This window comes from Streptomyces sp. NBC_01092, from assembly GCF_045039535.1.
Taxonomy (GTDB): domain Bacteria; phylum Actinomycetota; class Actinomycetes; order Streptomycetales; family Streptomycetaceae; genus Streptomyces.
This window is the reverse complement of record NZ_CP108659.1, coordinates 7880027-7892936: the sequence shown is the minus strand read 5'-3', so window position 1 is coordinate 7892936 and position 12910 is coordinate 7880027. Positions and strand designations below refer to the sequence as shown.

The window sequence follows — 12910 nt, the reverse complement described above, 5'->3', positions numbered from 1 at the left end:
GTCACTGTCCTTCCCGGTCGGATACGACCGAAGCGTATCGATTCCCACCCGTAGTGCCGCCATCGGCGGCCTGACCGCTTGTATCGCTTGTGCCGCTTGTGTCGCCCACCGCGGCATGGCCGCCCGTGGACCCGAAGCCCCCCTCAGCCCGCGCCGAATCGGGAAGCTCCGCGACCTCCTGGAAGCGAACCCTCTCGACCTGCTGGACGACCAGTTGGGCAATCCGGTCGAAGCGCTCGAACCGCACGGGCTCGTGCGGGTCGAGATTCACCACGATCACCTTGATCTCCCCACGGTACCCGGCATCAACCGTCCCCGGGGCATTCACCAGGGCGACACCGAGACGGGCGGCGAGACCGGAACGCGGGTGCACGAAGGCCGCGTACCCCTCCGGGAGGGCGATCGACACCCCGGTGGGCAGGACGGCCCGCTCACCGGGCTTCAGTTCACGGCTCTCGGTGGTGCGCAGATCGGCTCCCGCGTCGCCGGGGTGCGCGTACGACGGAAGCGGTACGTCCGGGTCGACGCGCCGGATCAGCACGCTCAGCGGGTCACGGCTCACGGGTTCACCTCGAAGGCGCGGGCACGCCGCACCTGGTCGGGGTCGTTCATGGCGGCCCGGATCTCCTCCGGGCGGCCGTTGTCGATGAAGTGGTCGACCTTCACCTCGATGAAGAGTGCGTCGGCGCGGACGGCGACAGGCCCGTCGGGACCGCCGATCCGACCCGTGGCGGTGGAGTAGATCTTGCGATCCGCCACCGCGGTCACCTCGGCCTCCAGATACAGCACCGTGCCGACCGGAACCGGCCGCACGAAGTCGGTCTCCAGCCGCCCGGTCACGGCGATGGTGCGCAGCAGCCAGTTGAGCGAGCCGAGCGTCTCGTCCAGGGCGCTCGCGAGGACACCGCCGTGCGCGAGCCCGGGGGCGCCCTGGTGGGCGCGCTGCACGGTGAACTCGGCGGTGATGCTCACGCCGTCCCCGGCCCGCGCCTCCAGGTGCAGCCCGTGGGGCTGCTCGCCGCCACAGCCGAAACACTCTCCGTAATGCGCGCCAAGAAGCTCACCGGGCGCGGGAGCGTCCGGATGTCGCACTGGTTTCACGGCGCCGGCCGGCGGCTCAAGGGCTGCTGAAGTACCTCTCACAGGCGCAGACCTTACCCGCCCGTCCGTCTCCCACCCCGCCCTGCCCGGCGGCCCTGACTCCGGCAGCAATCGGACACCGTGCCAAGCTTTGTTCCATGCAGCTTTCCGCCGCCCCGTACGAAGAACGTCTCACCGCACCCAAGTCCTGGTGGCTGATCTCGTTCCTGGTCGGGCTCTCCATGGCCCTGATCCTTCTGCCGTTCGGCACGCTGCCCATGCTCGCGGGCCTGGTCGGCGGCACCGCCGCCGCGGCGGTCATGGCCAGCTCGTACGGCTCCATCCGCATCCGGATCGTGGGCGACTCGCTGATCGCGGGCGAGGCGAAGGTTCCGCTGCGGGCGCTGGGCGAGGCGCATGTCCTGGACCCCGAGGAGGCGCGCGCCTGGCGCACCCACAAGGCCGACACCCGGGCCTTCCTCCTGCTGCGTGCCTACATCCCCAGGGCCCTGCGTGTGGAGGTCGTCGACCCCGATGACCCGACCCCGTACCTCTACCTGTCGACCCGTGAGCCGGAGCGGCTGGCGGAGGCGATCAGGGCGGCGAAGGCCGCGGCCTAGCACACCAGAGCGGGCCGTCACCGGCCCGGTCAAAACTTGCCCTCCCCCTCGCAAAAACTTCACCGCACCTCACGGAAGCGGCGCCGACCGGTCTCGCGGAAGCAGCGTCGACCGGTCTCTCGGAGGCCGGCTGATCGCCCACCAAAGAGCCGGTGGATCGATCTCCCGAAGGCTCATCCGACCAGCGTCTCGAACCTCGCCGATCGGCCTCTGGAGGCCCCCGCCGGGCGCTCTCGGGAGGCCCCGGCCGATCAACTCGCGGGGGCCTGCCCGGCCAGCCTCTCGAACCCCGTCGATCAGCCTCGGAAAGCCCCACCGGCCGCTCTCCGGAAGCCCCGGCCGATCAACTCGCAAAGGCCCGCCCGGCCAGCCTCTCGAACCTCGTCGATCAGCCTCGGAAAGCCTCGCCGGCCGCTCTCCGGAAGCCCCAGCCGATCAACTCGCGAAAGGTCCGTCCGACCAGCGCCTCGAACCCCCACCGACCAGCGCCTCGAACCCCACCGACCGGCCCCTGGAACACCCGCCGACCGGTCTCCGGAAGCCCGGCCGATCGGCCTTACGGAGCCTCTCGATCGGCCGTCGGAACCAGCTCGATCGGCCAGCGCAGGCGCCCCGATCACGGCCTTCACGGGCCCGCAGCACGGCGGCTCGTCCGTCCCGCGATCGACCTGTGCGACCTGCCCTCTCCGGGGCCGCGCCGGCGCTTCCAGGGCGCCGCGCTCAGCCGTCCCCGAGTTCCTTGCGCCAGTGGCTTTTCTCGGTGTCGCCCATCGGCAGCGGCCGCGCCGGACGCTCCAGGGCCGGCAGCTCCGCCAACTCCTCCCACGGCACCTGGACCTTGCGCAGGTCCGCGCGGATCCGCGCGGCGAGTCTCTTCGTGTCCCGCCGGTTCATGGCCGCGCCCACGGCGGCGCCCACCAGGAAGGGCATGAGGTTCGGCAGGTTGCGCACCATGCGCTTCATGATCTGCTGACGCAGCTCACGCTTCATCTGCCCGCCGAGCGCGGCGTTGACCGTGGAGGGCTTGACGGGGTCGATGCCCCGTTCCTCGGACCACGAGGACAGATACGCGGTGCTGCGCTCCCGCAGAGTGCCGGGCGGGCGTACGCCGTACACCTCGTGCAGCTCGGCGATCAGTTTCAGCTCGATCGCGGCCACACCCGTGATCTCGGCGGCCAGCTCCGTCGGCATCGCCGGCGGCACCGGCAGCATCGCCGCCGCGCCCACTCCGGCACCGACGGTCGAACTCGCGTTGGCGGCGCCCGCCACCAACTTGTCGGCGAGCTGTTCGGGCCCGAGACCCGGGAACTGCCGGCGCAGTGTCTCGAGGTCGCGTACGGGGATCCGCGGGGCGATCTCGATGATCCGGTCGGTCAGGTACCCGAGCGCCGCCCTGGCGCGGCTGCCGCCCCTACGGACGCCTTCCCTGGCCTTTTCCCGGATGACCGCGGCCCTGCGCCGGGCGACGGGCGCGTGAAACTCGGCCGACGCCGGGAGGTCAGCCCCGGACGTCGGTTCGAGCGAGGCTCCCTTGTCGGATGAGCCCCGCTCGTCGTCACGCGCGCCGTAAGGGCCGTCGGACGGCCGTTGGTCCGCTTCCTGCTTGCGGAAGCGGCGCTTCCGAGGAGGGGTCGAGCCAGTCATGCCCGACCCGACCTCAGTCGCAGTCGCGGCAGATCGGCTGACCGTTCTTTTCCCGGGCCAGCTGGCTGCGGTGGTGCACCAGGAAGCAGCTCATGCAGGTGAACTCGTCCTGCTGCTTGGGCAGCACCCGGACGGCCAGCTCCTCATTCGAGAGGTCCGCGCCGGGCAGCTCCAGGCCTTCGGCAGCCTCGAACTCGTCGACGTCCACTGCGGAAGTCGACTTGTCGTTCCGCCTGGCCTTCAGCTCTTCAAGGCTGTCCGAGTCGACGTCGTCGTCGGTCTTGCGTGGGGTGTCGTAATCCGTTGCCATGTCGCTCTCCCCCTCTGGGTGTCTGCGGTGTCTCCAGCGCACGTAACGCGTGAGAGGCCGGACTTGTGCCCGACCCGAGGCGGAGATTTTGCCTCACATCAAGGTCTGTTACTCAATCGACACCCAACCGAACTCCTCAAGAGTGATCGGCTTGGATGGCGAAGCGGACCGTACACGGTCCTAATGCCGCAGTTCAAAGGCGTCTCACCGTGTACTTCCCGTGATCAAGACCCCCGAAAACCCGGATTTTCCCGGCTTTCCGACAGGGCACATGATCACGGAGAGTAGATGGCCAGAAAATCGCCCTTGTGATCGATCACACACGAGACCGCTCGCCGAGTGCCCAGAAAATTCCGCGCAAAGCGAACATCCCTCATGCTGCGGCGTGTGTCGGCGCACATGGTCTCAGACCGGAAGGGTGACTCGCATCACCAGCCCGCCGCCCTCACGCGGCTGCGCCGCAATGTGCCCGCCATGTGCCCGCACCACGGACCGCACGATCGAGAGGCCCAGGCCCACACCCTTGTCACTTCCCGTGCGCTCCGTACGCAGCCGTCTGAACGGTTCGAAGAGGTTGTCGATCTCGTACGCCGGCACCACCGGCCCGGTGTTCGACACGACCAGGACCGCCTGCCCGTGCTGGATCTCGGTGGTGACCTCGACCCAGCCGTCCTCCGGAATGTTGTACCGGACGGCGTTCTGCACCAGGTTCAGGGCGATGCGCTCCAGCAGGACGCCGTTGCCCTGGACCACCGCGGGCTTCTGCTCGCCGCGGATCAGCACGCCCTTGGCGGCCGCCTCGGCGTGCACCTGGTCGACGGCCTGCTCGGCGACCTCGGCGAGGTCGACCGGCCCCCGCTCGACGATCTGGTTGTCGCTGCGGGCGAGCAGCAGCAGGCCCTCCACGAGCTGCTCACTGCGCTCGTTGGTGGCCAGCAGCGTCTTGCCGAGCTGCTGGAGCTCCATCGGCGCGTTCGGGTCGGAGAGGTGCACCTCGAGCAGCGTGCGGTTGATCGCCAACGGCGTCCGCAGCTCGTGCGAGGCGTTGCCGACGAAGCGCTGCTGGGCGGTGAAGGCCCGCTGCAGCCGCTCCAGCATCTCGTCGAAGGTGTCGGCGAGCTCCTTCAGCTCGTCGTCCGGGCCGTCCAGCTCGATACGGCGGGACAGGTCCGAGCCCGCCACCGCGCGGGCGGTCCGGGTGATCCGGCCCAGCGGCGAGAGCACCCGGCCGGCCATGGCGTACCCGAAGGCGAAGGCGATGATCGCGAGGCCGAGGAGGGCGAGCAGGGAGCGGCTGAGGAGATCGTCCAGCGCGACGCGGCGCTGGTCGTCGATGCAGGCGCTGATCGCGTCGTTGAACTGGGAGATCGTGAGGCTGCTGTCCTTGATCGCCGGGCAGTTGTCGCTGGTGACCTGGAGCTGGTTGCCGTTCACGATCTTGAACAGCGGTTCGTTGCCCGTGTTGATCGCCTGCGCGGCCAGCAGATAGATGATCGACAGCAGCAGGATGCCGGCGATCAGGAACATGCCGCCGTACAGCAGCGTGAGCCTTATCCGGATCGTCGGGCGCAGCCACGGGAAGGGCGGTTCCTGCCTGCGGGGGTCCCAGGTGGGTTTCGGCGGCGCCTGGGGAGGCGCGGGGGTCGCGGCCATGGCGCGTCAGATCCGGTAGCCGGAACCGGGGACGGTCACGATGACCGGCGGCTCGCCCAGCTTGCGGCGCAGCGTCATGACGGTCACCCGCACCACGTTCGTGAACGGGTCGGTGTTCTCGTCCCAGGCCTTCTCCAGGAGCTGCTCGGCGGAGACGACCGCGCCCTCGCTGCGCATCAGCACCTCAAGCACCGCGAACTCCTTCGGTGCGAGCTGCACCTCCTTGCCGTCCCGGACGACCTCGCGGCGGTTGGGGTCCAGCTTGATGCCGGCGCGCTCCAGGACGGGCGGCAGCGGGACGCTCGTACGGCGGCCGAGGGCACGCACGCGTGCCGTCAGCTCGCTGAAGGCGAAGGGCTTGGGGAGGTAGTCGTCGGCGCCGATCTCCAGGCCCTCGACGCGGTCGCTGACGTCGCCGGAGGCCGTGAGCATCAGCACGCGGGTGGGCATGCCCAGTTCGACGATCTTGCGGCAGACGTCGTCGCCGTGCACCAGCGGGAGGTCGCGGTCGAGGACGACCACGTCGTAGTCGTTGACGCCGATGCGCTCCAGGGCGGCCGCGCCGTCGTACACGACGTCGACGGCCATGGCCTCCCGGCGCAGTCCGGTGGCCACCGCATCGGCGAGCAGCTGCTCGTCCTCGACGACGAGTACGCGCACGTCGCTTGTCCTTCCTGTGTCCACCCGCGTAGCGCTCATAGGCACGCGGGCAGGGGTGTTTGTGGGCTGTCCTGGCCTCCATCCTGCCCTTTTCGGCCATAAGTCGGCGGTAAGACGGGTGAGCGGCCCCTGCAGGACCGGTATGAGGCCCGGGAATGCGAGATTTTCTCTTCCGGTTGAGGTTTCCGTGGGAGGGGCCGCGGGGAGGACGGCATGTACACCCCGCGATCACGCTCTGCTTGTGCCGCTACACCATGCGGTACGAAGCGATCCGCTTTCCGCAGAGCGGGTGTGGGTGTCCGGCACCGTCGCCGCCCGGCATGGGTAGCGCTGGGCACCTACCGGAGACGTGATCGCCCCTTCCGAATGGCACACCCCCGTGCCACCGACCCACGACCCAGGACGAGGGGGCGCAGCATGGACGCTTTCACCGCAGGACTTCTGCAGCGCATAAAGACGACCGAGTCCGACCTGACGCGGGCTCGTAATGACGGCGACGACTTCCTCGTCGAGGTGGAGCAGGGCGAGCTCGACGACCTGCGCCGCCTCGCCGCCGAGCATGGTGTGGAAGTCGGCTTGTCCGGCGTCTGATCGGCCCTTTTCAGTACTACGGCGGGGTCCCGGTGAATCCAGCACCGGGGCCCCGCCTTTTTGTGCCTCTCGTCGCTGTCAGTCGTGCCAGGCGCCGAGGTTCTCCAGGAGCTGCTGGAGGGGCTCGAAGACGCCCGGTGTCGCCGCCACCGTCAGATCACGGGACGGGCGTTCTCCCGGGCGGCCGCCGGTCAGGGCGCCCGCTTCCCGGGCGATGAGGTCGCCCGCTGCGACGTCCCAGGCGTTGAGGCCCCGCTCGTAGTAGCCGTCGAGGCGGCCCGCCGCGAGGTCGCACAGGTCGATCGCGGCCGAGCCGCCGCGGCGGATGTCTCGCAGCAACGGGATCAGGCGCTGGGCCACGTCGGCCTGGTGGGTGCGGACCTCGGTGACGTAGTTGAAGCCGGTCGAGACCAGCGCCTGGTCGAGGGGGGCCGTGGGGCGGCAGGACAGCCTGCGCTCGCCGTCCCAGGGGCCGGTCGCCCAGGCGCCCTCGCCTCGGACCGCGTGGTACGTCTCGCCCCGCATGGGGGCCGCCACGACGCCGACCACGCTCTCGCCGTCCTGCTCGGCGGCGATGGAGACGGACCAGGTCGGCAGTCCGTAGAGGTAGTTGACCGTGCCGTCGAGGGGGTCGATCACCCAGCGGACGCCGCTCGTGCCCTCGACGGAGGCGCCCTCCTCACCGAGGAAGCCGTCGTCGGGGCGCTGCTCGGCGATCAGGGTCGTGATCAGCTTCTCGGCCGCGATGTCCATCTCGGTGACCACGTCGATCGGGCTCGACTTGGTCGCCGCGACCGCCAGGTCGGCCGGGCGGCCGTCGCGCAGGAGTTCGCCGGCGCGACGGGCAGCCTCCTGGGCCAGGGCGAGCAGGTCCGTGTGCAGGGCGTCGGTCACGTGGCTCCTCATGCGTAGGGGCTGTCGGCGCCGGCCGCGGCGGGCCTCGGCGCGCGGGACGGGCAGCAGCCGACCGGGCAGAGGTTGTGGCTCGCGCCGAGCGCGCCGAGGGCGCAGGGCGTTACCTCCTCCGCGCGCTCCACGGCGGCACGCTCCAGGACGAGGTCGCGTACGGCGGAGGCGAAGCGCGGGTCGTCCCCGACGGTGGCCGAACGGCGCATGGGCAGGCCCAGCTCCTCCGCCTTGGCCTTGGCCTCCGTGTCGAGGTCGTAGAGGACCTCCATGTGGTCGGAGACGAAGCCGATGGGGGCGATCACGACCGCGGGGACGCCGGCCGCGTGCCGCTCCTCCAGGTGGTCGCAGATGTCGGGCTCCAGCCAGGGGATGTGCGGGGCGCCGGAGCGGGACTGGTAGACGAGCCGCCAGGGGTGGTCGACGCCGGTGCGCTCACGGACGGCGTCGGCGATCAGCTGCGCGACGTCCAGGTGCTCCTCGACGTACGCGCCGCCGTCGCCGTGGTCCTCGACTCGGCCCGAGCTGTCGGCGGCCGCGGTCGGGATGGAGTGGGTGGAGAACGCGATGTGGGCGCCGCCGCGGGCGTCCTCGGGGAGGTCGGCTAGGGCCTCGACCACGCCGTCGATCATCGGTTCCAGGAAGCCGGGGTGGTTGAAGTAGTGCCGCAGCTTGTCGATCTTCGGCAGCTCCAGGCCCTCGGCCTCTAGGGCGGCCAGCGAGTCGGCGAGGTTCTCGCGGTACTGGCGGCAGCCCGAGTAGGAGGCGTAGGCGCTGGTGGCGAGGACCAGGATGCGGCGGCGGCCGTCGGCGACCATCTCGCGCAGCGTGTCCGTCAGGTACGGCGCCCAGTTGCGGTTGCCCCAGTAGATCGGCAGATCCAGACCGTGCTCGGCGAAGTCCTTGCGCAGGGCGTCCAGCAGGGCGCGGTTCTGGTCGTTGATCGGGCTGACACCGCCGAACAGGAAGTAGTGCTCGCCGACTTCCTTGAGGCGCTCGGTGGGGATGCCCCGCCCACGGGTGACGTTCTCCAGGAACGGGATCACGTCGTCCGGGCCCTCGGGGCCGCCGAAGGAGAGCAGGAGCAGGGCGTCGTAGGGGCGGGCATCGCGCGCGTCTGGCATGGATCGATCCTGTCATCCGGTACTGACAGCCGGGAAACGGCGGGGTGTCCACCCGGGTTCCCCGTTCGTCCGGACAGGTGCGTTAGGGTCACCTAACTCGTAAGCTGTCTCGACTGTCGACACGCCTTACGAAAGTGGTTTCGCGCCTCACGCGCCTCACCCGTCCACGCCTCTTCCGCCTGACCGGAGACCCCCGTGCCCAGCCCCTACCGCGCCTTGTTCGCCGCCCCCGGCAGCAAGGCCTTCTCCGCCGCGGGTCTCCTCGGCCGGATGCCGCTGTCGATGATGGGCATCGGCGTGGTCACCATGGTGTCGCAGCTGACCGGGCGGTACGGCCTGGCCGGCGCCCTGTCCGCCACCATCGCGCTGGCCGCGGCCGTGGCGGGGCCTCAGGTCTCGCGCATGGTCGACCGGCACGGGCAGCGGCGGGTGCTGCGCCCGGCGACGCTGATCTCGCTCGTGGCGGGGGCCCTGCTGCTGTTCGCGGCGCACTACGGCTGGCCGGACTGGGTGCTGTTCGTGGCCTGCGTCGGCATCGGGTGCGTGCCCAGCGTCGGGGCGATGATCCGCGCCCGTTGGGCCGCGCTGTACCGGGGGACGCCCCAGCTGCACACCGCGTACTCCTTCGAGTCCGTGATCGACGAGGTGTGCTTCATCTTCGGGCCGATCATCTCGATCGGTCTGTCCACGGCGTGGTTCCCGGAGGCGGGGCCGCTGCTCGCCGGGTGCTTCCTGGCGGCCGGTGTCTTCTGGCTGACCGCACAGCGCTCCACCGAGCCGGCGCCGCATCCGCGCGAGAAGCAAGGGGGCGACTCGGCCCTGCGCGCCCCCGGACTCCAGGTCCTGGTGGCCACGTTCGTGGCGACCGGAGCGATCTTCGGGGCCGTGGACGTGGTCACCGTGGCCTTCGCGGACGAGCAGGGGCACAAGGCCGCCGCGAGCGTGGTCCTCGCGCTGTACGCGGCGGGTTCCTGCGCGGCGGGCCTCGTGTTCGGGCTGTTGCGCTTCAAGGGGGCGCCGGAACGTCGTTGGTTGCTGGGCATATGCGCGATGGCCGTGAGTATGATCCCCCTCCTACTGGTCGGAAACTTGCCGTTTCTGGCCGTGGCGCTGTTCGTCTCGGGCATGGCCGTCGCTCCCACGATGATCACCACCATGTCCCTGATCGAAGAGCACGTACCACGCGCGCAACTGACCGAGGGCATGACCTGGGTGAGCACCGGGCTCGCGGTCGGGGTCGCGCTCGGCTCCTCCATGGCCGGCTGGGTGATCGACGCGGCCGGTGCGGATGCCGGGTACGGGGTTCCGGCGGTGTCCGGGGCCGTCGCGGTCGCGGTCGGTTTCCTGGGGTATCGCCGGCTCAGCAGGCCGGCTCCGCGTCGGGAGGGCACCGTTGAGCAGCACAGCGAGCGGGAAGAACGGCACGTGGCGTAACTGGGGCGGCAACGTCACCGCCCGTCCCGCGCGGGAGGTCACTCCGGCCTCCGTTCAGGAGCTGGCCGCGGCGATACGCCGGGCCGCCGAGGACGGCCTGAAGGTGAAGGCGGTCGGCAGCGGACACTCCTTCACGTCCATAGCCGCCACCGACGGCGTGCTGATACGCCCTCAGCTCCTGACCGGCATCCGCCACATCGACCGTGAGGCCGGGACCGTCACGGTCGAGGCCGGCACCCCGCTGAAGCGGCTCAACATGGCCCTGGCGCGCGAGGGTCTGTCGCTCGCGAACATGGGCGACATCATGGAGCAGACGGTCTCCGGCGCCACCAGCACCGGCACGCACGGCACGGGCCGCGACTCGGCCTCGATCGCCGCGCAGATCAAGGCCCTGGAACTGGTCACCGCGGACGGCTCGGTGCTCACCTGCTCCGAGAAGGAGAACCCGGAGATCTTCGCGGCCGCCCGTATCGGCCTGGGCGCCCTGGGCATCGTCACCGCGATCACCTTCGCCGTGGAGCCGATCTTCCTGCTGAGCGCGCGCGAGGAGCCGATGCCGTTCGCCCGGGTCCTGGCGGAGTTCGACGAACTGTGGACCGAGAACGAGCACTTCGAGTTCTACTGGTTCCCACACACCGGCAGCACCAACACCAAGCGCAACAACCGCAGCGCGGGCCCGGAGAAGCCGGTGGGGCAGATCGCGGGCTGGATCGAGGACGAACTGCTCTCCAACGGCGTCTTCCAGGTGGCCCAGTGGGTGGGCCGCGCGGCGCCCGGCACGATCCCGGCGATCGCCCGGATCTCCAGCAAGGCGCTGTCCGCGCGGACTTACACGGACATCCCCTACAAGGTCTTCACATCACCGCGCCGGGTGCGCTTCCTGGAGATGGAGTACGCCGTCCCGCGCGAGGCGGTCGTCGAGACCCTGCGCGAACTGGAGGCCATGATCGACCGGTCCGGCCTGCGGGTCAGCTTCCCGGTCGAAGTGCGCACGGCCCCGGCCGACGACATCACCCTGTCCACCGCCTCGGGGCGCGACAGCGCGTACATCGCCGTCCACATGGTCAAGGGCACCCCGTTCCAGCGGTACTTCACCGCGGCCGAGAGCATCTTCACGGCGCACGAGGGGCGCCCGCACTGGGGCAAGGTGCACACGCGCGACGCCGAGCACTTCGCCGGGGTCTACCCGCGCTTCGAGGAGTTCACCGCGCTGCGGGACCGGCTCGACCCCGACCGGCTGTTCCAGAACGACTACCTGCGGCGGGTGTTGGGGGCGTAGCGCCCGGCCCGTGGACCCGCTCGCTCGACCAACTGCGCGACAGGGGCACGCACGGACGAAAGCATTAGTTCCGTTTCTGACATTTGCGTGAAGTACGCCACGTTCAAGGTCGAAAACTGCCCAACCCACGGCCGAGTCACGCTCATTGCCAGAAGTTGGGCGGCGTGCCAATCCACGCACGTGGCCCAAATGGAGTACTGTGGCGAGCCCTGGGTCCGGTCTCCCGCCTGGGCATCCGTGGCCTTCAAGGACCGCCGGAAGGGGGATACTTGCACAGGGTGACGGAGTTGGTCACTTAGCGTTGCGGATAGGTAACCGTGCCATAACGGCGATCCAGGGCCCGTGCCCGACACGCCGGGCAACTCGGCAAGGTTGTGGCAGGCTGCACCCGGGCAGGCCACACTCGACTAGCGGAAGCAGCGACGCACGTGACGTCGGCAGGCACCACCCGGGAGGTTCCCATGCCCGAACTGCGTGTCGTGGCCGTCTCGAATGACGGCACACGGCTGGTGCTCAAGGCTGCCGACGCAACGGAGTACACCCTTCCCATCGACGAACGCCTGCGCGCAGCCGTGCGCGGCGACCGGCCCCGCCTCGGCCAGATCGAGATCGAGGTGGAGAGCCATCTCCGCCCCCGTGACATCCAGGCGCGTATACGTGCCGGTGCGAGCGCGGAAGAGGTCGCCCAGCTCGCGGGTATCCCCGTCGACCGCGTACGGCGCTTCGAGGGCCCCGTGCTCGCCGAGCGCGCCTTCATGGCCGAGCGGGCCCGGAAGACTCCCGTCCGCCGGCCCGGTGAGAACGCGGCGGGTCCTCAGCTCGGCGAGGCCGTCACGGAGCGCCTGCTGCTGCGCGGTGCCGAGAAGGACACGGCGCAGTGGGACTCGTGGCGTCGCGACGACGGCACGTGGGAGGTGCTGCTGGTCTACCGGGTGGCGGGCGAACCGCACTCGGCGAGCTGGACGTACGACCCGCCCCGGCGGCTCGTCCAGGCCGTCGACGAGGAGGCGCGCTCGCTGATCGGCGAGTCCGAGGACCTCGCCGCACCCGAGCCCAGCTTCCCGTTCGTGCCGCGCATCGCACGGCTGCCGCGCGACCGCCCGCTGGACCGCGCTCTCGACCGGCCGAGCCTGCCCGCGCAGGCCTCGGAGCCGGCCGAGGAGGTCACGGAGGAGCGGGACTCGCTGACCAGCCTGCTGGAGGCGGTGCCAAGCTTCCGCGGTGACATGGTGGTCCCGGAGCGCCCGCCCGCGGAGCCGGAAGTGGAGGAGCCTCCCGCCGAACCGGCCGCGGAGGAGCCGCCCGCTCCCGCCGCCTCGGCCGGCTCCGCCTACGCGGACGTCCTCATGCCCCGCTCCGTCGGCAGCCACCGCGACCGGCTGATCGGCGCCACCGACCGTCAGGCCGAGGCGGACGGCGTCCGCCCGGGCCGCCGGGCCGCCGTCCCGAGCTGGGACGAGATCGTGTTCGGCACGCGCAGGAAGAAGCAGGAGTAGCCGTTCGTACGACCGCCCGTGCGGCCGTACGAAGACGAGGGCCGCGTTGACCGCAACGCGGCCCTCGGGCTGTGCGGGCACGGGTACCAGGACGTTCCGCTGGGCGTACTGGT

Annotated in this window: 13 protein-coding genes; 5 read left to right on the top strand and 8 right to left on the bottom strand. The window is 70.4% G+C overall.

The window, feature by feature from the left end:
* Position 1 precedes the first annotated feature (1 nt).
* Complete coding sequence (dut, locus tag OG254_RS35850; RefSeq protein ID WP_405590191.1) at positions 2-562, bottom strand: dUTP diphosphatase; 561 nt, start codon at positions 560-562, stop codon at positions 2-4.
* On the bottom strand, positions 559-1143 hold the full coding sequence (locus OG254_RS35845; RefSeq protein ID WP_351186749.1) for a PaaI family thioesterase: 585 nt from the start codon (positions 1141-1143) through the stop codon (positions 559-561). The genes dut and OG254_RS35845 overlap by 4 nt, the downstream gene beginning before the upstream one ends.
* Positions 1144-1238: 95 nt before the next feature.
* On the opposite strand from OG254_RS35845, the gene OG254_RS35840 reads away from it, so the two are divergent.
* Entirely contained in the window at positions 1239-1700 is a 462-nt protein-coding gene (locus OG254_RS35840) for a DUF3093 domain-containing protein (RefSeq protein WP_351186751.1), read from the top strand.
* A 720-nt stretch (positions 1701-2420) separates the two neighbouring features.
* Here the strand turns inward: OG254_RS35840 and OG254_RS35835 are convergent.
* The 4 genes from OG254_RS35835 to OG254_RS35820 form a co-directional block, all read right to left on the bottom strand.
* The gene (locus OG254_RS35835) at positions 2421-3344 is read right to left on the bottom strand and encodes a hypothetical protein (RefSeq protein WP_405590189.1); all 924 of its coding nucleotides are present in this window, start codon (positions 3342-3344) and stop codon (positions 2421-2423) included.
* A 13-nt stretch (positions 3345-3357) separates the two neighbouring features.
* The gene (locus OG254_RS35830; RefSeq protein WP_005481602.1) at positions 3358-3654 is read right to left on the bottom strand and encodes a DUF4193 domain-containing protein; all 297 of its coding nucleotides are present in this window, start codon (positions 3652-3654) and stop codon (positions 3358-3360) included.
* Between the two features lie 405 nt (positions 3655-4059).
* The gene (locus tag OG254_RS35825) at positions 4060-5307 is read right to left on the bottom strand and encodes a sensor histidine kinase (protein WP_405590187.1); all 1248 of its coding nucleotides are present in this window, start codon (positions 5305-5307) and stop codon (positions 4060-4062) included.
* A gap of 6 nt (positions 5308-5313) precedes the next feature.
* Positions 5314-5967: a response regulator transcription factor gene (locus OG254_RS35820; RefSeq protein WP_405590185.1), complete on the bottom strand. Its 654-nt coding sequence runs from the start codon at positions 5965-5967 to the stop codon at positions 5314-5316.
* A 417-nt stretch (positions 5968-6384) separates the two neighbouring features.
* Between OG254_RS35820 and OG254_RS35815 the strand changes: the two genes are divergently transcribed.
* Positions 6385-6558: a hypothetical protein gene (locus tag OG254_RS35815; protein ID WP_351186758.1), complete on the top strand. Its 174-nt coding sequence runs from the start codon at positions 6385-6387 to the stop codon at positions 6556-6558.
* A 78-nt stretch (positions 6559-6636) separates the two neighbouring features.
* Here OG254_RS35815 and OG254_RS35810 read toward each other — a convergent pair whose 3' ends face one another.
* Entirely contained in the window at positions 6637-7452 is an 816-nt protein-coding gene (locus tag OG254_RS35810) for an inositol monophosphatase family protein (protein WP_351186760.1), read from the bottom strand.
* An 8-nt stretch (positions 7453-7460) separates the two neighbouring features.
* Positions 7461-8588, bottom strand: coding sequence for a ferrochelatase (locus OG254_RS35805; protein WP_405590182.1), 1128 nt, complete (start codon positions 8586-8588; stop codon positions 7461-7463).
* A 195-nt stretch (positions 8589-8783) separates the two neighbouring features.
* Between OG254_RS35805 and OG254_RS35800 the strand changes: the two genes are divergently transcribed.
* From OG254_RS35800 to sepH, 3 genes are all read left to right on the top strand, one after another.
* Positions 8784-10022: an MFS transporter gene (locus tag OG254_RS35800; RefSeq protein ID WP_405590180.1), complete on the top strand. Its 1239-nt coding sequence runs from the start codon at positions 8784-8786 to the stop codon at positions 10020-10022.
* On the top strand, positions 9982-11301 hold the full coding sequence (locus OG254_RS35795; RefSeq protein ID WP_405590178.1) for a D-arabinono-1,4-lactone oxidase: 1320 nt from the start codon (positions 9982-9984) through the stop codon (positions 11299-11301). Before OG254_RS35800 ends, OG254_RS35795 begins: the two co-directional genes overlap by 41 nt.
* A 461-nt stretch (positions 11302-11762) precedes the next feature.
* Positions 11763-12797, top strand: coding sequence for a septation protein SepH (gene sepH / locus OG254_RS35790; RefSeq protein WP_147994204.1), 1035 nt, complete (start codon positions 11763-11765; stop codon positions 12795-12797).
* Positions 12798-12910: the final 113 nt, after the last annotated feature.